Origin of the sequence: Paenibacillus graminis (assembly GCF_000758705.1) — a bacterium.
In the GTDB taxonomy this organism is placed as follows: domain Bacteria; phylum Bacillota; class Bacilli; order Paenibacillales; family Paenibacillaceae; genus Paenibacillus_AQ; species Paenibacillus_AQ graminis.
In genome coordinates this window covers 2,361,886-2,382,578 of record NZ_CP009287.1, presented here as the reverse complement: position 1 = coordinate 2,382,578, position 20,693 = coordinate 2,361,886, and the positions used below count along the sequence as shown (strand labels likewise).

Annotated in this window: 17 protein-coding genes; 6 read left to right on the top strand and 11 right to left on the bottom strand. The window is 52.4% G+C overall.

Features of this window, described 5'->3' with window-relative positions:
• Positions 1–135: 135 nt before the first annotated feature.
• On the top strand, positions 136–2,514 hold the full coding sequence (locus PGRAT_RS31550; RefSeq protein WP_238326916.1) for a transglutaminase domain-containing protein: 2,379 nt from the start codon (positions 136–138) through the stop codon (positions 2,512–2,514).
• Positions 2,515–2,717: 203 nt separating this feature from the next.
• Here the strand turns inward: PGRAT_RS31550 and PGRAT_RS32290 are convergent, their stop codons facing one another.
• Complete coding sequence (locus tag PGRAT_RS32290; RefSeq protein ID WP_162165109.1) at positions 2,718–2,882, bottom strand: helix-turn-helix domain-containing protein; 165 nt, start codon at positions 2,880–2,882, stop codon at positions 2,718–2,720.
• A 189-nt stretch (positions 2,883–3,071) separates the two neighbouring features.
• Here PGRAT_RS32290 and PGRAT_RS09620 point away from each other — a divergent pair, with 189 nt between their 5' ends.
• Both PGRAT_RS09620 and PGRAT_RS09615 read left to right on the top strand, forming a co-directional pair.
• On the top strand, positions 3,072–3,560 hold the full coding sequence (locus PGRAT_RS09620) for a DinB family protein (RefSeq protein ID WP_025708715.1): 489 nt from the start codon (positions 3,072–3,074) through the stop codon (positions 3,558–3,560).
• A gap of 125 nt (positions 3,561–3,685) precedes the next feature.
• The gene (locus PGRAT_RS09615; RefSeq protein WP_025708717.1) at positions 3,686–4,402 is read left to right on the top strand and encodes a hypothetical protein; all 717 of its coding nucleotides are present in this window, start codon (positions 3,686–3,688) and stop codon (positions 4,400–4,402) included.
• Positions 4,403–4,566: 164 nt separating this feature from the next.
• On the opposite strand, the gene PGRAT_RS09610 is transcribed toward PGRAT_RS09615, so the two are convergent.
• Positions 4,567–6,462 carry a PrkA family serine protein kinase gene (locus PGRAT_RS09610; RefSeq protein WP_025708720.1) on the bottom strand — a complete coding sequence of 632 codons (1,896 nt, stop codon included), beginning with the start codon at positions 6,460–6,462 and terminating at the stop codon, positions 4,567–4,569.
• 173 nt (positions 6,463–6,635) lie between these two features.
• On the opposite strand from PGRAT_RS09610, the gene PGRAT_RS09605 reads away from it, so the two are divergent.
• Entirely contained in the window at positions 6,636–7,460 is an 825-nt protein-coding gene (locus PGRAT_RS09605) for a DUF2161 family putative PD-(D/E)XK-type phosphodiesterase (RefSeq protein ID WP_042266474.1), read from the top strand.
• Positions 7,461–7,511: 51 nt separating this feature from the next.
• Here the strand turns inward: PGRAT_RS09605 and PGRAT_RS09600 are convergent, their stop codons facing one another.
• The 4 genes from PGRAT_RS09600 to PGRAT_RS09585 form a co-directional block, all read right to left on the bottom strand.
• The gene (locus tag PGRAT_RS09600; RefSeq protein ID WP_025706445.1) at positions 7,512–8,285 is read right to left on the bottom strand and encodes a hypothetical protein; all 774 of its coding nucleotides are present in this window, start codon (positions 8,283–8,285) and stop codon (positions 7,512–7,514) included.
• Positions 8,286–8,309: 24 nt separating this feature from the next.
• A complete protein-coding gene (locus PGRAT_RS09595; protein WP_025706446.1) occupies positions 8,310–9,002 on the bottom strand; it encodes an ABC transporter ATP-binding protein in 693 nt (230 codons plus the stop codon).
• Positions 9,003–10,215: 1,213 nt separating this feature from the next.
• On the bottom strand, positions 10,216–11,433 hold the full coding sequence (locus tag PGRAT_RS09590) for an aminotransferase-like domain-containing protein (RefSeq protein WP_042266472.1): 1,218 nt from the start codon (positions 11,431–11,433) through the stop codon (positions 10,216–10,218).
• A 68-nt stretch (positions 11,434–11,501) separates the two neighbouring features.
• The gene (locus PGRAT_RS09585; RefSeq protein ID WP_025706448.1) at positions 11,502–12,158 is read right to left on the bottom strand and encodes a response regulator transcription factor; all 657 of its coding nucleotides are present in this window, start codon (positions 12,156–12,158) and stop codon (positions 11,502–11,504) included.
• Between the two features lie 279 nt (positions 12,159–12,437).
• Between PGRAT_RS09585 and PGRAT_RS09580 the strand changes: the two genes are divergently transcribed.
• Positions 12,438–12,845 carry a hypothetical protein gene (locus PGRAT_RS09580; RefSeq protein WP_025706449.1) on the top strand — a complete coding sequence of 136 codons (408 nt, stop codon included), beginning with the start codon at positions 12,438–12,440 and terminating at the stop codon, positions 12,843–12,845.
• On the top strand, positions 12,842–13,909 hold the full coding sequence (locus PGRAT_RS09575) for a phosphodiester glycosidase family protein (RefSeq protein WP_025706450.1): 1,068 nt from the start codon (positions 12,842–12,844) through the stop codon (positions 13,907–13,909). Before PGRAT_RS09580 ends, PGRAT_RS09575 begins: the two co-directional genes overlap by 4 nt.
• A 507-nt stretch (positions 13,910–14,416) precedes the next feature.
• Here PGRAT_RS09575 and PGRAT_RS32285 read toward each other — a convergent pair.
• From PGRAT_RS32285 to PGRAT_RS09550, 5 genes are all read right to left on the bottom strand, one after another.
• The gene (locus PGRAT_RS32285) at positions 14,417–14,671 is read right to left on the bottom strand and encodes an AbrB/MazE/SpoVT family DNA-binding domain-containing protein (RefSeq protein ID WP_025706451.1); all 255 of its coding nucleotides are present in this window, start codon (positions 14,669–14,671) and stop codon (positions 14,417–14,419) included.
• Between the two features lie 122 nt (positions 14,672–14,793).
• Positions 14,794–15,258: a tRNA (uridine(34)/cytosine(34)/5-carboxymethylaminomethyluridine(34)-2'-O)-methyltransferase TrmL gene (trmL, locus tag PGRAT_RS09565; protein WP_025706452.1), complete on the bottom strand. Its 465-nt coding sequence runs from the start codon at positions 15,256–15,258 to the stop codon at positions 14,794–14,796.
• Positions 15,259–15,357: 99 nt separating this feature from the next.
• Positions 15,358–16,449, bottom strand: coding sequence for a 3-phosphoserine/phosphohydroxythreonine transaminase (gene serC / locus PGRAT_RS09560; protein WP_081758869.1), 1,092 nt, complete (start codon positions 16,447–16,449; stop codon positions 15,358–15,360).
• Positions 16,450–16,555: 106 nt separating this feature from the next.
• Positions 16,556–17,440 (bottom strand): hypothetical protein, encoded by an 885-nt coding sequence (locus PGRAT_RS09555; RefSeq protein ID WP_025706454.1) that lies wholly within the window; start codon positions 17,438–17,440, stop codon positions 16,556–16,558.
• A gap of 190 nt (positions 17,441–17,630) precedes the next feature.
• The gene (locus tag PGRAT_RS09550) at positions 17,631–20,255 is read right to left on the bottom strand and encodes a GH36-type glycosyl hydrolase domain-containing protein (RefSeq protein WP_238326834.1); all 2,625 of its coding nucleotides are present in this window, start codon (positions 20,253–20,255) and stop codon (positions 17,631–17,633) included.
• Positions 20,256–20,693 lie beyond the last annotated feature (438 nt).

Below are 20,693 nucleotides of genomic sequence, written 5' to 3'. Positions count from 1 at the left end.
TAAATTATCCCAATTTTGTTTTAAAAGCGTCGGATTGGGTTATATATCTTCTGATATTTATAATGGGTAATTATGGATTGATCCATAATTTACGCTCATCTTAGACAAACCTGACGGGAGAGGACTTTATTGAAAGTGAAACAATTGGCAATGATTATGTTCATCATGTGTGTAGTATTAACAGGCTGCATGGGAGGCAGCAGCGATGCCGGGCCAGAGCCGTCAACCGCCCCGCAAGCCAGTGCGGCTGCAGAGACGAAGCAATCTTCAGGGAACGCTCCGCCGGACGCTTCGCAGACGGTGTACGATCTGAAGCAAAAGTACGATACTGACAATAATCCGGGCATTATGCCCATGTACAACGTCGAGCAGGATATGGAATTTATATTCAGGTTCAATACGAATCTCGGCCCAGAGGCGATTGGCAAGACGCTGTCCGTACATACCGATATCAAGGCACTGCCGGAGAGCAAGGTGGGGACCCTTGAAGACTCACAGCTTGTAGATGGCAAAAGCGTATACTCCATTAAGCCGCTAGGCTTCGGCGTTCTCGCTTCCGATTCCCTACGCGCAGCCGGGGGCAGCTCCTGGGGGAACGCCCCCGTGTACTACATACGGCTCAACTATGACCTGGATGCGGCTACACCTACTCCTCTGAAGCAGCCGGTTATCATTCCGTTTACGGTGAAATCGGATCTGCCCGTACCGAATCTGCAAGCCGACATCAGCCCGGACGGCAGACTGACGCTGGTCTGGAGTGAGGTGCCGGGAGCAGAAAGCTACAATATTTATAATGCTTCGCACATTACGATGGAGAATACCAATGAGGCGCTCAGTGGCGCGGAGCAAGGTTATGCGGATCAGCGTCCGCTGCTGATCGCGACGGTTCCCGGCACTTCTTATAACGACTTCATGAAGGACGGGCGCGGTGCGCTTGGTATTGTAGATGAGACAATCACTAGCCTCCAAAACAACAATGTTCAAGGTGAATATTACGTAACCGCGGTTCAGGGGGACAAAGAGTCCAAGTTCAGTGCCTCCGTGGATACTGTTGCGCTGTCCAAACAGCTGCCGCGCACCGTGGCTTCCGAGGATAATATCAATCTGAAATTGTTCAAGAACGCCGGGGAACTGCCCAAGACAGTCCCTGTCCAGTTTATTGACGGCTCCAAAGCCCAGGGAACTGTTATTTACGACACCGGTTCCATCACCATTCCGCAGTCCGGTCCAACCGATGTCCCGTTTTCCATTCAAGGCACTGCGCTGAAGGGATACGTCCAAGTTGCGAAGTTGACGGATGCGGATATTGCGAGTCTTGAGGCCGCTCAGAGCAAAGGGACCAATCAAGGGTATGTGGAGCCGAAGAATAACACGGATTATGTGCCTGCACCCGATGTGCCGACTATCATTGACAATGACGGGAAGGCCGGCGAATCTGGTGATAATGTCATTGACCGGCAAAAAGAAAATACCCGGAACAAGGTGGACGAAGGGAACAAGCAGGCAGTGCCTGCGCCAACGATATCAGCAGACTTAATCCATGCGGACTCTGCGCTGGAAGAGTATCTCACCTTGAATCTGATGAGCGGGAAGACCGAAATTCCGCTGCAGGCCTTCCCGGAGGCGCAAAATGCGCGTACGCTGGTGGATGTGATAGAAAAAGTAGTCTATCAGAACCCGCTCATTCTCGGATTCCGCAGCTACGGCTACAATTATCAGACCCTGACGCTGCATGTGGAGTACGATGATCCTGCCGAGGTCATCTTGTCCAAACAGCTGGAAATCCTCGCAGAGGCAGACAAAGTGATCGATGCCGCCATCAAGGACGGCATGAGCGTAGATGAGAAGCAGATGGCGATCTACAATTATCTGAATGACAACACCACCTACGACGATGCTGCGCTGGACAATGCCAAGCAGCAGCAGTTCAAGGGTGTGGATGCAAAGTTCAACGATTCCTTCAGTACCTACGGCATTCTGGTCAAAAAGATTGGCGTATGCATGAGCTATGCTCACACCTTCCAGCTGCTCTCTGATCTGGCCCAAGTCCCTTCGATGGTGGTCACGGGAACGATGGGCGGCGTGAATCACGCCTGGAACAAAGTGAAGATCGGCAAGGAATGGGTCAATGTCGACCCCACCAATAACGAGACCAATTCCGGACTTCCGTATCTGCTCTACAATTCCAACGATGCTACTGCCGCCGATGTAGATTATGTCATGGACAACGCCTCTTGGCTGGACCATAAGCTGTCCCTGTTCCAGGCAACAAGCAATGCCCATGATTATTACGTGACACACGGCCTTGAGGCCGATTCACTTGAAGCGTACAAGACCAAGCTGGCCGGGCAGCTGAAGAAAGGGGAGACCCTGGTTATCCTGCGCGTCCTGGCCGATACGGACAGTGCGGAGCTTAAGCAGAAAACCGCCGAGGTCATTCAGCAATATGATGCAAGCAAGCTGGCCAATGCAAGTATGTTTGAATTAGGAAGCTATGTGGCGGTTCAGCTGTAGGCTATAAAAAGAACGCCAAAAGGTAAGCCCCTTCAGCGGGGCTTACCTTTTGGCGATTTAGGATTAAGCTTGACGGCTATAGGAAGCCGCAGCTCCAAAGTTCCTATTTTCCCGGCCGCTCCCTCACCGGAACATAAATCTCCATCACCGTATCCACCCGGGAATGACAGCGCTCGTCGTAGAACTCAAAATTGAGCTTGCCTTCATCGTAGACATATCCGCTGCCCGCCTTCCATCCGCGCCGCATACTGCGTGGGACTGTAGCCAAAAGCTTTGCGGAACGCCTTCGCGAATCCGCTCTGCGTCTCAAAGCCATAATCCAGCGCAATCTCGATAATGCTTCTTTCGATATCCTTGCTGTAATTCACTGAGCCACCCAGCCTTTCCCCGATCGGTGATTTTATTATAGCAACTGGCTGTCAGCAGGACTGTTCCTGTTTTGCTAAGCTGAGCTCCGCAGCACCTTATCCTTAACCTGACAGGCTGCAGTCAAGTTCGATGAGGTATAGTTAAGCTGCAGCAGAAAAATCTGGATATACACAACTGGAGGTCATTTCATGGCAGCGAAAACGAACGAACAGCTGGTGTTTGAATTTCAATCCTTAATCCTCTACATCCAATCCCTCGCTACCCTGGAAGAAGTAGATTGGGAAACTCCGATTGCGGCCGGCAAATGGACCCTAAAAGAAATGCTATGCCACATTACACAATGGGACAAGTATTTTTATGAGGAAGCTTTCGCCAAAATACAGGAAGGCCAACCGCTGACCATCAGGCATCAGAACTTTGATGAGTTCAATGCCCGCGCCATCGATTATGCCAAGTCACTGACCACGCAGGCGGCCATCGGGCAATTCGTGCAGTACCGGACCAAAATCCTGGAGACCACCATGGGATTGAGCGATGAAGAATTCACCAAAGCTTATCCGGACGGGGACGGCAGGAAATTCAGTATCCGGGGGTATCTGAGGGACTTTATTCCCCACGACAAACACCATAAGCGGCAAATGGAGCAGTATCTAAAAACGATGAAAAGCGGCAAGTGAGAAGAACAGAGGAAAATCTGGGAGTGCGGAGCGCAGCAGCAAATACGTTTTTCTTAGGAAGGGTATCAATTCAACTCTACCTTGAATAGGCTGTTATCATTAATTGAATAATGGAGGTATCCCACATGACTCAAGGGAACGAATATTCAAACAGCCAAACTTATCCCCCCGCATATCCTTCTTCTCCCCGCTACACACCTTTTCCTTACTCTCATTACTACCATCTCGTCCGTTCAGAGAGCAGCCCGGCAGACCTGCCCTCGGCCACCCCAAACCCCAAAAAAGAACTTGTATCGGGTTATATGGACGCAAGCGTTGGCAGCGGACAGGGCGTTCACGTTAATACTGGAGGTGAAGTGGGCGGCAAACACGGCATTGGCTTAAATGCAGGCGGCAACTTAGGCTTAAACGGCGCGGGTATGCATGCCAGCGGCCACATGGGCGCCCCTTCATATGGAATCCATGCGCAAGGCAATACCCATCTGGACACCAGCCAGGGACTTGGGTTCAATGCCGAAGCCCAGGCCTTGGGCAAGTACGGAGTGGCCGCTCAGGCAAAAACACAGCTTGGCGGTGGTCAAGCGGCCGGATTCCAAACAGGGGCACAGGTCGGGGGAGATTATGGTCTGCAGGCCAATGCAGAAGGCCACTTAGGTCTAAGCCAGGGCGCAGGCTTCAATACCGGGCTTCAGCTCGGCGGGGACAATGGTCTCGGCGCACAGGTACAGGCACAGCTTGGCGGCGGTCAAGGAGCAGGCTTAGGAGTTGCCGGACAGGTAGGCAAATATAATGGACAGTTAGGTTTTAATATCGGCGGCAAGGATAAAGAGTCCAAGGAATAAAGCCGTCTGAGGATTAGTCCGGACGGACTCATTAGCGCAAGAGGGGGCGGCCAGCCCCCGTTCTCCCGCGCCGTCATACATACGAGCAAACCTGTTTTATAGGACAAGCATATACAGAAAAAAGGACCGCCAGCAGGCAGTCCGTGCAACATCTTCTGATGACCTCAGCGGTTTAGCAGGCTTCCGACATATTTCAGCAGCTCATTGGCGCAGATCGGGCAGTAATTATGCTCGTCGATCAGGCGTCTGGAGACCTCGTTAATGCGCTTGAGCTGGCTTTCATCCGGCGTTTTGGAGGAGGTGGTGATTTTGACGATATCCTTCAAATCGGTAAACAGCTTCTTCTCAATGGCTTCCCGCAGCCGGTCATGGTTGTTGTATTCGAACTTTTTGCCTTTGCGGGAGTAGGCGGAAATCCGGATCAGAATCTCCTCGCGGAAGGCTTTTTTGGCGTTCTCGGAAATGCCGATCTGCTCTTCGATCGAACGCATCAGCCGCTCATCCGGCTCCATTTCCTCATCCGTCAGCGGATCGCGGATTTTGGTCCAGTTGCAGAAGGCTTCGATGTTGTCGAGATAGTTCTCGAACAGCGTTTTGGCGGATTCCTCAAAAGAGTAAACGAAAGCCTTCTGCACTTCGCTTTTGGCCAGAATATCGTATTCCTTCCGGGCAATGGAAATGAAATTCAGATAGCGTTCCCGCTCCTCCTTCGTAATCGAAGGATGCTGGTCCAGGCCGTCCTTGATCGCCCGCAGCACATCCAGTGCGTTCATGCATTTCAGGTCGCCTTTAATCAGCGCGCTGGAAATCCGGTTGATGACATAACGCGGATCGATGCCGGACATCCCTTCATCCAGATACTCTGTCTGCATTTCCTTAAGATCCGCTTCCTTGTAGCCTTCGACCTCTTCCCCGTCGTACATGCGCAGCTTTTTGATCAGATCCATGCCCTGCTTCTTGCTCTCCTTAAGCCGGGTCAGAATAGAGAAAATCGCTGCTGCCCGCAGCGCATGCGGGGCAATGTGCACATGCTTCATGTCGCTTTGGGCGATGAGCTTGGCGTAGATTTTTTCCTCTTCGGACACTCTCAGATTATAAGGAACGGGCATGACAATCATGCGGGACTGGAGTGCTTCATTCTTTTTATTGGAGATGAAGGATTTATACTCCGTTTCATTGGTATGTGCAATAATCATTTCGTCGGCGGAGATCAGCGCAAACCGGCCAGCCTTGAAGTTCCCTTCCTGGGTCAGTGACAGCAGGTTCCAGAGGAATTTCTCGTCGCATTTGAGCATTTCCTGGAATTCCATCAGCCCGCGGTTGGCCTTGTTCAGCTCCCCGTCGAAGCGGTAGGCGCGCGGATCGGATTCCGAGCCGAATTCGGTAATGGTCGAAAAGTCGATGCTGCCCGTCAGGTCGGCGATATCCTGAGATTTCGGATCGGACGGACTGAAGGTCCCGATCCCGACGCGCTCCTCCTCCGACAACAGCACACGTACCACTTTTACCTGTTCGATGTCCCCGTGATATTCATTTTTGAGCCGCATCTGGCAGGAGGGGCACAGGTTGCCCTCGATGCGTACTCCCAGCTCCCGCTCAATCTCCGGGCGCAGCTCCAGCGGAATCAAATGCAGCGGGTCCTCATGCATCGGGCAGCCTTCTATAGCATACACCGCTCCTTCATCCGTCCGCGAATACTGCTCCAGCCCCCGCTTCAGCAAGGTAACCAGCGTCGACTTGCCCCCGCTGACCGGTCCCATCAGCAGCAATATCCGTTTGCGCACATCCAGACGCCGGGCGGCGGAATGGAAATACTCCTCCACCAGCTTTTCTACGGCACGGTCGAGTCCGAAAATCTCCTGCTCAAAAAACTTATACCTCTTACGCCCGTTAATGTCCTCTACGCCGTGTGACTTAATCATGTCGTATACGCGGGAATGAGCCGTTTTCGCGGGAGAGGGGTCTTTTTTCAGCAGTTCTATATACTCCTTGAAGGTGCCGCTCCACGCCAAACGGTCGTTCTCAGCCCGATACGAAGCTATACGCTCAAATATATCCATTGCTCGCTGCCTCCTCTTGCGCTCCTACTTGCTCCACCAGCTTAGAAAGTGTATTACATAACTATGCGGTAAGCCGGGAATAGTTGACCTCTTTTTTGCTGTGCTATAATAGAGCATCGTTAAAAACCCAGGAAATTCATATTCCTTAAAAATAGGGCGCAGGAGTGACAATTATGGCGGTTAAGCATGAAACGGAGCTGTATGCTCCTTTGAAGAGTTTTTTTGAGAAGCAGGGCTATGACATCAAAGGCGAGGTGCGGACCTGCGATCTGGTGGGATTGCGGGGGGATGAGGAGCTGCCGCTGATCGTAGAGATGAAAAAATCGTTCAACCTCGCCCTGCTGCTGCAGGGGGTTGAACGGCTGCGGCTCAGCCCCAACGTCTACCTCGCGGTAGAACGCGTGCGGGACAAAAAAGGCGCGGTGAACCAGCGCTGGGGCGAGCTTACCGGGCTGTGCCGCCGCCTCGGCCTCGGGCTGGTCACCGTGGTCTTCTACAAGACCAAGGTCCCGCTCGTCGAGGTGCTCGCGGAGCCGGACGACGCGCCGCCCCAGGTCCGGGGCGGCGCAAGACGGCGCGAGCGCCTGCTCTATGAGTTCCGCGAGCGCAGCGGGGACTACAACACCGGCGGCAGCACGCGCGTCAAGCTCGTGACGGCCTACCGCGAGAAGGCGCTGCGCGTGGCCCTCGCGCTGCAGGCGGCCGAGGCCGAAGCCGCTCAGGCGGCCGGCCCCGCCAAGGCAAGGCGCGCTGCGGGCAGCGGCGCGCCGGGGGCGGACCCGGCAGCGGCGCGCAGCCGGGCGGAAGCCCCGCTCGGCGTGACCCCCGCCGAGCTGCGCAAGAGAAGCGGCGTGCCGGGCGCCGCTGCGTTCCTGCAGAAGAACTACTACGGGTGGTTCTTCCGGGTGGGGCGCGGCCGCTACACGCTCACGGCCGCCGGAACCGCGGCACTGATCGAATATGCCGCTATTGCAGAGATCAGCGCGGGCAAGCTGTAGCTGCTGCGTGTTCGGCCGGCAGATATTCTGCTGGGTTCACGCCAGATATGTTTACTTCCCGAAGATTTCATACTTCCGGGAATTGAATAAATAACGGCCGATGGTTCCCGCAACCAGCGCTACCAGAAGATTCATGCCCACCGAGGACCAGCGGATCGACTCGTTGATATCGGCGGGCTGTACCTGGCTTACAGGGCTGACCGTAAGCAGGTTCGCATATTGCTTGAAGGTCTCCGCTGCGGACGTTCCGATGCTCCAGTGCCAGCTGTTCCGGACCACCAGCGCAAATTGAATGCCCACCACCAAGACCATTACCAGAGCTATGCAGAGGTGGCTGAGCACCGGTTTGCGCAGTCTTTTGGCAGCGGCAAGGGCCAGTCCCATCACAGCCAGACCGGCAGGAATGCTGCACAGCTTGGAGAGCACCAGATAAGCGATGCCCAGAGCCGGGCTGTCCGAATGCATGATCCGCTGTTGATACAGACCTGCCGGATTTACAAACACATCAAGCAAGGAGGGGACCCACACCAGAGTAAGCCCCAGCATAAAAACTGCCGACTTTACACCGAACAATGCCGAGGTTCTAAGAGGCAGCAGATGATTAATAGGCATAGTACCGGTAAAAAACTCGCGGTAATAATCCAGATAGATATATACGGGCAGCAGGATGCCGATCACCATGTTCACCAGCAGAAAGACAAAGGACAGATCCTGATCCTGGCTGAATAAAAAGTACAGATTCGTAAGCACGCTGATTCCGGTGAATGCCGCGAATACGGCGCAATGTTTTCTGCATTCCAGTTTGAATTGGTTAAATTGAACCATGAAACTCTCTCCCTTATTTTTGAATTACACCAACTGCTTAAAAATCTCCTCGATGGGCATCCCGTATTCCTGCTGCAGTTCCCCTATACCTCCGTACAGCTGTACCCGGCCTTCATTAACAATCGCTATATCCGTAAACAGGCTTTCGACATCATGAATGAGATGTGTGCTGAGCAGTATCGAGCTCTCCGGGTCAAAATGGTCCAGGATGATCCGCATGATCTTCTCCCGTGTCGAAGGGTCCACTGCAGCCAGCGGCTCGTCCAGAACATACAATTTTGCTTTGCGTGCAAAGACCAGGGAAATACTCACACGCTCCTGCATCCCCTTGGACAAATTCTTTACCCTTTCCAGAGGTTCCAGGCCGAGTTCTTCGATCATGGCGTAAGCCATATCCAGCTGAAAGTCGGCGAAAGAGTTCCGGAAGAATGAGATACACTCCTCTATAGTCATCCAAGGATAAAGAAATTCACGGTCAGGCAAATAAGACACGATTCTTTTGGTATCCAGGCCGGGCCGTTGTCCGCAGACGGTAATGGACCCCCTGTAATCGCGCAGCAAGGATACGATGAGCTTCATCAGGGTAGTTTTTCCCGCTCCATTCGGGCCCAGCAATCCTACAATCCTCCCCTTCGGCAGGGTGAAATTCAGATTGTCCAGGGCCACTTTTTTGCCATACCTTTTAGTCAGGTTACTGCATTCCAGCACGTTCTCCATCACTTGCATCTCCTCAGTTATGTATTCCGTATTCCGTATTCCATTTTCCATTTTGCACCAGTGCCTCTGCTTCTTTTAGACGCCCGGCACCGCCCAATCCCCGCAGCCTGAGTGAGATTCAAGGCATTGTTCTTTAATTTGCCACAAAAACAAGCCTGCCTCTGATCCGGGCAGGCAAGACAAAAAAGCGGTCCTGTACTTATTCGTAAAATAGCATCTCCTCTGTCCGTTTGGCTCTGCAGAAGGATTGTTCCTATTTGCTCTGGCACCACCTGCAGCCTTTACCCAATAGACTTCCCGGCGGTTCGGATTTTTTTGTGTATGGTTGTACAAAACAAACCGGCTGCGCCGTCCTTCACTGGACAGTACAGCCGGTATGGTGGATTTCCGTCTAGCGTCACCCGGTGAACGAGTTCCCATGGACCCTACAGCAACTCCAAGTGGAAAAAGGGTAGTTAATTTGCCCGAGCACCCTATTCTCGGCAGGTTAACTGGAAAAAGGTACACTAATTCGGCTGATTCCGCTCCTCTCCAGGGAATATAGACCAATTAAGTTCCCTTTTTCCACTTAAGTCTTATTATTTTCGACATTCCGGAAAAATAAGCTCCCTTTTTCCAACTGGCGCTTGCGAAGAAGCCGGTGAGCAGGTGCTAGTTGGGACTAAGGGCATCTAGCCGACTGATTTCTCATCTTTATAGTTTCCAAGATACAGGCGTACCGGCCTTCGGTGCTTCAACAACGACGCTTCTGCCGTTGTTGAAGCGCCGCCCGGCCTTCGGCACGCCCGCACATTCGCGTGGGTAAGAACCCATACCCATTGTTGACCGTGCGGTTTCGCGCTGGTCCCTCTGCGGCCACGAACAGCTCCCTTCACGACTGATCTGCGGCTGTTATGGACAGGAAATCCGTTATTTGGCAAGGATTTCTTCATTCAGCCGGATAGCCGGACAACCGGACTGAGATACGCTTTGCCCTTTTCCCCTTATTCCACGCTCCTTCGAAGCGATATAACGGCTTCCGGGTCCGAGTCCGCTCAAAAAGCAGACTTTTCCGCAAAAGAAGGCCTTCTCTGTCCGCTACATTCTGCTGTTGCGGCCCCCCACCTCTTCTAGCCTCTGAGCTTCCAGAAAGATCCGCTTGGTTTGGTATTGCCTAATTTCCTGTACAACGAGAAAAAGCCCTGAAAAGGGCTTTAACTAAAAACCGCCATGCTCAGCTCCGTGCCGTAAACTCCGTCACGGCCTCGCTCATCAGGTTCATGCCCAGCAGCAGCTCATCCCGGCCGGGATGGCTGAAGTTGAGGCGGATGTGTCCGCTTCCTCCGCTCACACTGCACAGCGGGCCGGGCAAAAAAGCCACGCCTTTAGCCAGAGAAGCCTTCAGCAGCGCCATCGCATCCAGGCCTTCCGGCAGCGTCACCCAGAGGAACATCCCGCCTGCCGGCAGACAATAGCTGCTGCTCTTCCAGGCCGGACGCTTCAGAAGCTCCGCCATCAGCTTCAGCCGGGTGTTGTACTCCCGGTTCAAGAGCGCAATATGCTCACGCAGGTCAAAGGCCGTCACATCCAGCAGATGATGCAGAAGCCGCTGGTTGAGTGAGCTGGATTGCCAATCGGCCATCTGCTTCGCGGCAGCCATCATTCCGATCAGCTCACGGCTGCCCGCCGCCCAGCCCGTCCGCAGGGCAGGTGCGACCGTTTTGCTGAAGGAGCCAATGTAGAGCACATGTCCGCCCTCGCTGACGTTCTCCAGCGCATACAGCGACGGATACTTCACTGAAGGATGCTCCGTGTACCTTTGAAAATGCAGATCGCCATAAGAGTCATCCTCTACGATCAGCACATTGTGCGTGGTACACAGCTCCAGCACTTCCTTGCGTCTGGCCAGACTCCAGAGAATTCCACTCGGATTTGTGAAGCTCGGCGTAGCAAACAGCATCTTGGGCCGGTGCTGGCGGATTTGGGTACGCAAATGCTCCGGCAGCAGCCCGTCCCGGTCGCCCCGGACGGGAATGATCACGGCACCCTGCATCCGCAAGGCCTGCAGAATACCCGGAGAAGTCGGATTCTCTACCAGCACGCGGTCTCCGGGATCAATATAGACCCTGGACAACAGATCAATCGCTTGTTGACTTCCCGTTGTCAGCAGAACTCCGCCTGCGGCAACCGCCACCCCTTTGGCCTTCAGCCAGTCTCCGGTCAGCCATTCACGAAGGGGGCCATACCCTTCAGGATCACCATACTGCAGCGCCCCGGCGTCTGCCGAGATCACAGTGGAAGCCGTTTCAGCCAGTAGAGATAATGGAAACAATTCTTCGGCCGGCAGCTCTTCAGCCAGTGATATCAGTGTCCCTCTGCGCGTCTCTGTACGTATGCTCAGCAGCGGTGAAGAGTGTAATGTATGTGCGCGGGCAGAAAACTCATATTTCATATGCTCCCCCCTTCTCCCTGGTACCAAGAATATTCCTTTCCGGCCGTCATTATGTCGTTATGCTGGGGCTAAGCGTACATTTGCTTGTTTTGTCTGGAGAAAAGCGCGAACTTTTCAATCGCTTGCGCTCTTGTAGATACCTCCAGCTTCACATAAATCTTCCGCAGATAATTATCGATGGAACGGCGGCTGACTTCAATTTCAAGTGCAATTTTATCGTATGTAATTCCCTGAACGATCCGTTCCATAATGAACATTTCGGTCTGGGTTAACTGCAGTACCCCATCCAGCCCGCGCGACGAAGCAATCGGACGGAAACCGTCCCGGGCCCATTCCAGCGGAATGGACAGAAAACCTTCGCGCAGCCCGTTGATCATCTGAAGCAGTTGACGCGGAGAGGCTCCCTTGGAGAGCACACCACTGGCCCCAAGCTCTAAAAGCGGTTGAAACAGCTCTTTGTCCTCTTCCTCGGTCATAATGATGAAATGGGTGCTTTTTGAGCTTTGCTTCATCTCTACCAGCGCACCCTCGACATTGCCTTCCGGCATTTGATAATCTGTCAGCACCAGATCCGGCTGCTGTTGTTGTACCGTGTAGACGCCCTCGCCCCAGGTGGAGAACATCCCCACTACCTCAATCTCCTTGCTTTCCTCCAGAATCAATTTCGTACCCAGCATACTTGTGGGATGACATCCCACGATGATCACCCGCCACACCTTCTTCATTAATGCCCAGACCTCCCGCTATCTATATATTTACCCAAAAAGGGAAGCGCCATAGCGTTTCCTGTAAGTACGTAAGCAAGGCTCAGGATGACTTCTCATTTATCCCTTCTTTTTCCTTGTATACGTCCATCAGAACTTCCAATCTATAGAAATTGTATCGTAGTAGTTAAATAGAGCGCAATTACTTTTTCACGTTTATATAAGTCTTTTCACTTTTGCGGAAACTGTAAAAGTCTGATAGAATGAGGACTTGAAAAAAATTTGCCTGAGGTGATATCAATGCAACCGCTAGCGGAATCGACACCGGTTCACTCGCGCACTGCTTCCGCGCGAAGCCGATCTTCCGTAAAATGGTTTTTACTGTTCTGGATTTTGATGATCGGGCTCGGTTTTTACGCCGTGTACAGCTATACCAACCATCTTAAGGAGCAAGTGCTAAGCGAGCTTAGCATCCAGAGCCAGCAGCAGCTTACCGTTTTGAAGACCGATTACGAGTCGCGAATTGGCGCTCTCTCCCAGCAAGTCAAGGAATTGCAGAGCACCGTGGACACCTTTAACGAACTTCTTACCTTCACCAAAGATAATGCCAGCAACAAGACAGATAACAGCAACAAGCTGTACACCCAACTGAACGAGGTCCGCAAACAGCTGGCTGCACTTCAAAAAGAAATGGATCTGCTGAAATGATGACGCCTGTTAAAAGAATCAACCGTTTTTTCATGCTTCTGACCGCGCCGTTTTTTGGCCTGCTGCTCTGCTTATGGTGGTACCAGCCGCCGCTTGATCTGAATTTGGGTGTTGGACAATTCGCCGCGGAACCCGGACCGGTCAAGGAGACAGCTGAGCTGCAGAGTGCGCTGACCACAGCCCAAGCTGCGGCCTCTTACACCATCCATTCCATCAGTGCCAGCGCCAAGCTGTACAATCAGACGACCAATGCCATGAACGCGCTGGTCCAAATGGCCAAGACCCAGGCCGCGCGTCCGGAACTGATCTACAACCGCCGGATCAGCTCCAGATTGGGCATTCCAGCCGATGTCGCGAGAAGCGACCGGATAACCATTGAACTCTACCGGCTAAACCCCGGCAATTATACAGCTTACGCTATGAAAATAAAATTGAAGGACCCGGCCGCCATGAAAATGAGTCTGGCTGGTGACGGCAAAGGCGGAGCGGAAACGACGCTGCAGGCCGCGAACCGCTACGGCGCAACCGCCGGCATCAATGCAGGAGGATTTGCCGACAGGGACGGCAAACGCTACCCGCTCTCCACAACCGTTATCGGCGGTGAGTATCTGTACGGCTTCGAATCTACCTACAAGGATCTCAGCTTCGTCGGACTGAACGCTTCCGGCCAGCTGATCGGCGGTAAATTCTACAGCCGGACACAGCTGGACCAGCTGCAGCCGGTTTTCGGAGCCACCTTTGTGCCGGTCCTGCTGAAGAACAGCGTCAAGGTGCCCATCCCAACCAAATGGCAGCTGTCCCCGAAGCGGGCTCCCCGTACGGTTATCGGCAAGTACAAAGACGACCAGCTGCTGGTGATGGTTGCAGACGGATATAACGAAAACGGCAACTCCGGAGCAACATTGGAAGAGCTTCAGAACAAACTGTGGAGTATGGGCGTCATTGACGCGTACAATCTGGACGGCGGCGGCTCCTCCTCTTTGATTTTCAACGGACGGGTCATTAATAGGCCTTCAGATGGAAATCTGCGCAAGGTTCCTACCAATTTTCTCTTTTTTAAATAATCATTATGTATTGTCTATGCGGCAAATCACATTTTCATTTATTTTTGGAAGACCCCGGGGTATAATCAGGGAAACGAATACAGTCACTCATGGAGGTGCACGCATGTCGTTTTCCCTTACCTTTTGGATCATCGCTCTTGTGTTCCTGTTGTTTCTGGCCGGTATCCTTACCGCTTCGTACAACGATGACCAGACCAAGGGCCTGTAGGAGCCGCAGACAGTTACTAAGCCCACCCTTACCTCTTCAAACAAAGAGCGCCGCACAATTGTGCGGCGCTCTTTGTTGTGGGAGCAGTAGAAGGATGTAAAGGCTCACATTGTTTTTCATCCTTCTTCCCATAAGTGGATGGTTACCGCCCCATGGCACAGCAGTCGCCGCTTGGCTGCAGCCCACTTTTCGTAAACAAGTCTGGAATCGGTAATCCGCCAAGAGGGCGCAGGTTGTTGCCTTTCCTATGTACAATTGCCATTTGCGCACTTTCTCTTGGAATGCCTGATCTGATTCTATTAGGCGTGTCTTGGCAATTGGGTCATTTCGGTCAGGCAATCCGCACAAATATAACGGTCTTTATATTCGCTTACGCCTTCCATCGATCCGCAAAAAACACATTTCGGACGGTAACGCTCAAGAATGATGTGATCGCCCTGCACCAGAATTTCTACAGGATCACCTTCATTCATTTGGTATCTTTTACGCAGGGACTTAGGCAGAACAATTCTACCCAGCTGATCTACTTTTCGAACTACGCCAGCAGGTTTCATATCTAACTTACACTCTCCTGTTCAACAAAGATTAGTATCTACTACTTATTTCGGCACTATTCTTCTATTTCGTTACCTTAATGTCGAATCCTGCTGAAAAAATTAAAAAATTGTGTTTACTTTTAGAATAGTTGCGGAAAATCCAGCTGCCGGAGCGCTTCATAAACAATAATTGCCGCAGAGTTGGATAAGTTCAGGGATCTAACCGCCTCACTCATCGGCATGCGCATGACAGTTTCTTTGCCGGCTTCGAGAATTTCTGCAGACAAGCCCTTAGTTTCTTTGCCAAAAACAAAAAAATCCCCGTCCCGGAACGTGAAATCGGTATAGCGCTTGTCCGCCTTCGTTGTTGCATAGAAGAACCGGCCTTCCGCATACTTTTCCAGCACTTCCCCAAAGGAATCATGATATTCAATGTGTACGGCATGCCAATAATCCAAACCGGCACGCTTCAGTGTAGCATCATCTGTACGGAAGCCCAGCGGGCGGACCAGATGAAGATGGGTGCCCGTAGCTGCACAGGTGCGGGCGATATTGCCGGTGTTGGCCGGAATCTCCGGTTCCACCAGCACAATGTGTAATGCCATAATGTAGTGAACTTCCTCTCTGCAGGCTATTCAGCCCGTTGATTGTTTTCAAACAGAAAACCTCCCGCCAACAGGCGGAAGGTTCGAAATTTGCATTCATTAACCTTGAGTTTGCTGGAAATGCTTCATGAAATCAGACAGCGCCTTAATGCTCTCATGAGGAACCGCATTGTAGATAGAAGCACGCAAACCTCCCACACTGCGGTGGCCTTTCAGCCCCACAAAACCTTCCTGCTCGGCCGCTTTGACGAATTGCTTCTCCAGCTCCTCCGACTGCATGCGGAAGGTCACGTTCATAATGGAACGGCTGCCTGCTTCTGCGACTCCACGGTAGAAACCGCCGCTGCCGTCAATGTGATTATACAGCAGAGCTGCTTTGTCGCGGTTCTTGGCTTCAATGCCGGCCAGCCCGCCTTGTTCCTCAATCCATTTTAACACTTCGTTAACCATATATACAGAGAAGGATGGCGGCGTATTGTAAAGAGAGTTGTTCTTCAAGTGCGTATCATAACGCAGAATCGTCGGTATATTGGAAGGCGACTTGGCGATCAGCTCTTCCTTGACGATCACCACGGTAACACCGGAAGGTCCCAGATTCTTCTGAGCTCCGGCATAGATCAGCCCGAATTGATTCACATCAAAAGAACGGCTAAGAATGTCGCTGGACATATCCGCGATCAGCGGGATGGAACCGGAATCCGGATACTCCGCATATTGTGTTCCTTCAATGGTCTCATTCGAGGTAATGTGCAGGTATGCCGCATTGTCCGCTGCCTTGATACTGCTCAGCTCGGGAATGGCCAGGAACTTCTTGTCTTCGGAAGATGCGGCGGCATGTGCGCCTCCAACCAGCTTCGCTTCCTTAAATGCCTTCTCTGCCCAGCTTCCTGTCATGACATAGCTGCCAACCTGGCCTTCTGAGACAAAGTTCATTGGGATCATAGCGAACTGTGTGCTTGCGCCGCCTTGAATGAACAGAACCTTGTAGCCTTGAGGATTGCCGAGGAGCGAAAGCAAACGTTCCTGCGCTTCATTATGCACGGATTCGTATATTGCCCCACGGTGCGACATCTCCATAATGGACATTCCGCTTTCCCGGAAATCGACAAACTCTGCCTGTGCGCGTTCAAGTACTGTCAGCGGCAATGCCGCCGGACCCGCGTTAAAATTGTATGCTCTCTTGCTCAAAATTGCTCCCCACCCTTTCTCTCCTATGAATATGGATATCGATATGATAGCAGTAATCACACACACCAGCAAGTATAATTATTCACATAGGAGGTAAGACCGCAGCCCTTCACAAGGTGAAAAATTGATAGCTGCGGCTCCAATGCTTGCTGTGACGCGGTAAAATGCTGATGTTCACAAAAACTTCGGGAGAAATTACATGTTTTTCTCCCCACAGCGCCATCCGCTCAGCTGCAAAATCCCCGCTCTCCCTCACACCGGCTCCGCTTGGTTTATGCCGCAGCTCCCAGAAGCCCCCGTCATCCATTTTATTCCAGACCCCCAACTTACAGTAAAACGGCCGGTCAGGCTCCGCCTTCCAGCTGAGGGTATTGGCGGAAACTGACAGCAGATCCGCTGTATAAGAAGATTCGGGGTCTTCCACTCTTAGCCCAGCCGGAATTTCCAGTTCATAGTCCGGGCCGACATTTGCACCGTTAATCCCCACAAAGTTATGAACGTATTCTTCCGTATGCAGCGGCTTGTCGCCCATGTTCTCCAGCGTGTAAGAAATATTCAGCCGGTCTTCGAGCAGCGAAATCTTTTTGGTCAACCGTATGCTGTAGCCGCGGCATTCCATCGGCTGAACCGTATAGGTGACCGACTGTGCACTGCGCTCCTCTTCAATCTCGAACGGAATCAGGGGATAGTTTCCAAAGAAGTCGTAAGGTTCATCGCTTACCTTCTGAAGCAGCCCGACTCCCAGCTTCGGGAACCATTCCCCGGCTGCTGCTTCCTCATAGCCAATTGCCCGGGAAATGCCGAACTCGTTGCATAGTCCCATTCCCCCGCTGCCAAGCCCTGAAACGAGGCTTTCCGGCACGCAGAATGTATGCTGTCCCTGCTGCAAAGTCACCCCCGTAATGAATCCGGTCCAATCAAAACGGGTACCGCTGTACTCTCCGACATCAGCTATATCTACCTGGAGTATGCCGTTTGAGAGACTGTAAGCCATGATTAACCCTTCCTTTCCATATCTAGCAGTCTTTATTCAACCCTCACTTATTAAACCATTCATTATGCCGGAACGCACCACTTTTCATGATGATTTCAATGACGGCTGCATCAGGTGCCTCTATATCTGCAAAAGAGCACCCGCTGCCGCAGATGCGGCAAAGCTGGCGCTCCTCTTATCTTATCCCCTGTTATGCCAGTTCCACCTGCAGAAGATGGACCCCTTCTTCCGGCAAGGCAGTCAGCACACTCCGGGGAATCAGAACACCCTCTGAGACGCGCTGAAGCGTCACCACAGCGCCGTTCAGCGTAACGGAATGTATCTGGCAGCCTCCGTACTCAGCGCCGCTTGCAGCGGTGTAGACAACGTCCAGTTGACGTTCCGCAAAGATAGTCCGTACCGATGCTTTTCCGTTCTGGTCAAACTGGTCTTTCATCAGCTTAGGCTGAAGCAAGAGGTCGCCGAGCTTTCCTTTGACACCGAATACTTCAGTAACCATGGTCAGCAGCAGCCAGCTCGCAGAGCCGGTCAAATACGTATACATGCCTCTGCCCTGCTCACTAATGTACTCCGGAATGCCGGGATACATCCGGCTGAGCTCGAAATTTACGCTCAGGCTGTACAGAGAATCCAGCACCTTGCGTCCTTCTTTTACATAACCCCGCTTATACAGCGCATTTCCGTACATCACGGTCATATGGCTGAACATAGCCCCATTCTCCTTATGACCAAAGGCAAATCCGAACGCGCGGCCCAAATTCTGCTGGATGCCGCCAAAGTTCGAATTGAGCCGGTACCCGATTTTTTCATCATACAGATTGCGCTCTACCGCTGCAATGATCTGCGGAATCTGCTCAGGAGCGGCAGCATGGCCAAGGAGCGGGAACACCTGGCCTGTCAGCGTCATGCGGACGTTGTGGCCGGATTCACCTTCTACACGTTCCCCGTCATTATTGTAATAACCGTTGAACCAGCCGTCTCCTTGAGCGCTCTGTATCCACTCGTTCCGGCGCAGATGATCAAAAATCCACTCAGCCTTACGGGCCAGATCATCCGCTATGCTGTCGAGGGCAAGCTCTGCGCGGACGCCGCTTACGCGGTTCGGCGCAGCCGCATAATAACGGTCCAACCGGCCCCGCTTATCGGATACGGACTCATAATCTACCGCTTCATGCAATGAATCCAGCAGCAGCGCCATTTCTTCTGCCAATTCCAGCGTTTCAATTCCTTTACGCTCTTTCAGCATACGCAGCAGCCGGGAAAGGTCCAGCAGATTGCTGGCATAGAAGGAGGTGAAGGTGACACTTTCCCCACGCTGTGCCGCCATATCCAGGCCGTCATTCCAGTCCGCGCCTTCCAGCAGAATATTGTTGTGTTCCCCTACGTTGAAGAACGGAACAAGGTTTTGCAGCAGAATGTGCTCCAGGATGGTTCCCGTATAAGGCTCTCCGTTCGCAGCTTGCAGCATGCTGTCTGCGGATGCATCCCAGGAAACATCCCGCTCCCGGCAGCGGGCCATGAAGGAATCCCGGAAGTAGCTCTGCTGCTCAAGCAGAAAATCCAGATCTCCGCTCTGGTCCAGATACAGCATGGTGGTAAGGAACGGCCACGCCCCGTGGTCCATCCACACGCGCGGAATATTGTTGCGGTCGGCAATGAACTCGCCCGGCTGCTGGCCGATAATCGTTGCATTGCTGCCGTCGATCCGGACACCGGCATAGTTATTCAGCAGAAGACTGCGCACATCTCCCGGTTCCATGATCAGCAGCGCCAGGCAGTCCTGCCAGAGATCCCGCCAGCCGCGGCCGCCGCGGCCGTAGTCATGGTACGGCAAAAAGGAATTGCCGTACAGTCTGCGCAGCACCGGCTGCAGCGTAACCCATTTCATCCACTGGTCCGCCACCGGGTCACTGGTATGGAATTCCACCGTGTTCACCTTATCGGCCCAGAACGTTTTATTCTCCTGGAGCATGGCGTCAAAAGCTCTGACAGAGCCGTATTTGTCCATCAGCGCAGCAATATCGATTCTTTCGCTGCCGATCGCCAGCACAAGCACATATGACATGCTCTGGCCCGGCTGCAAAGAGACCCCGGCAAACCGCAGCCCGCCAAGTGCTTCATAACCTTCCCTATGTACTCCGCCGCCTGCGCCGATTTGCGGTTCCCGGTTTAAGACGACCGCTTCCGGCCAATCCAGACTTCCGCCTTCACCAATGAATTCCTCCTGTACCGGAAAGAAACCGGTTGGCTGATCACCGCCTTCTGCAGCCCCAAACACACCATATGAGGTGTAATTCACCCGGTGTCCACGCTCATCGAAGGAAAGCGCCGGCTGCACTTCAATACCATGCGCAGAGGTATAAATCCGGTTCAGCAGCGAGGTGACATGCCGGTGGTCCCGCAGATCGTCCGCTGAACGCGCATAGAGCGGAACCGCTGCCGTAGGCGTAACAGCCAATACCTCTGTGGAGGTATTGGTAAGCACAACCTTCATAAGCTCCACTTTATCGTTTCCTGCAGGCACAAAACTCGTGATTTCCGCCTTGATGCCCAGCTCCCGGCTCTCGCGGGTTACACGGTGCCACAACAAACCCGCCTCCAATTCCGTATCGTCAGCCTCTTCACCATACATTCCGGCATTTTGCCGGGCGGAGTTCCCTGCTGCCGACCAGGCCCCTTTGCCGTCCACATACACCCAGAAATTGCGGGAAGCCCGGGAATTATGCAAATCTTCTACAGATAAGGGCGGAGTAAGGAACGTATTATGGCCAGAAGTGACTTGACCATGAAGCTTCGGACTGATAGAAGACATCATCCCCCCCTCATTTACAAGAGGAAAATATAAAAAACTGCTCCGGTCAGGCTGTTTAAGACAGAAATCCCCGTTGCTTCCGGTAAAAACCCATCCTGTTTTCGAATGATTCACTGCATTCATCCTCTCTATTGCTCATATTTTATTGCTCAAGACTCTATTGCTCATAGGCAAACTATATTGAGGTTAACCTAAGCGGGTTAAAACCAGCAGACCGTTGAATACATAACAGAAACCGGTTTCGATTTTTATTATTGCATCGTTGCATTTCTTTGTAAAGATTTTTCTGGTATACCGTGAAAGAAAACAAAAACCCTTGAAAAAAGCTGGTTTTATAACAAAATTCAACGTTACCCAAAGCGAATTCCAGAATATAATTTTAACGAAACTACTTTCGTAAATAGTTACATTCGGTATAAAAGATGATTATTTTTTTATAAT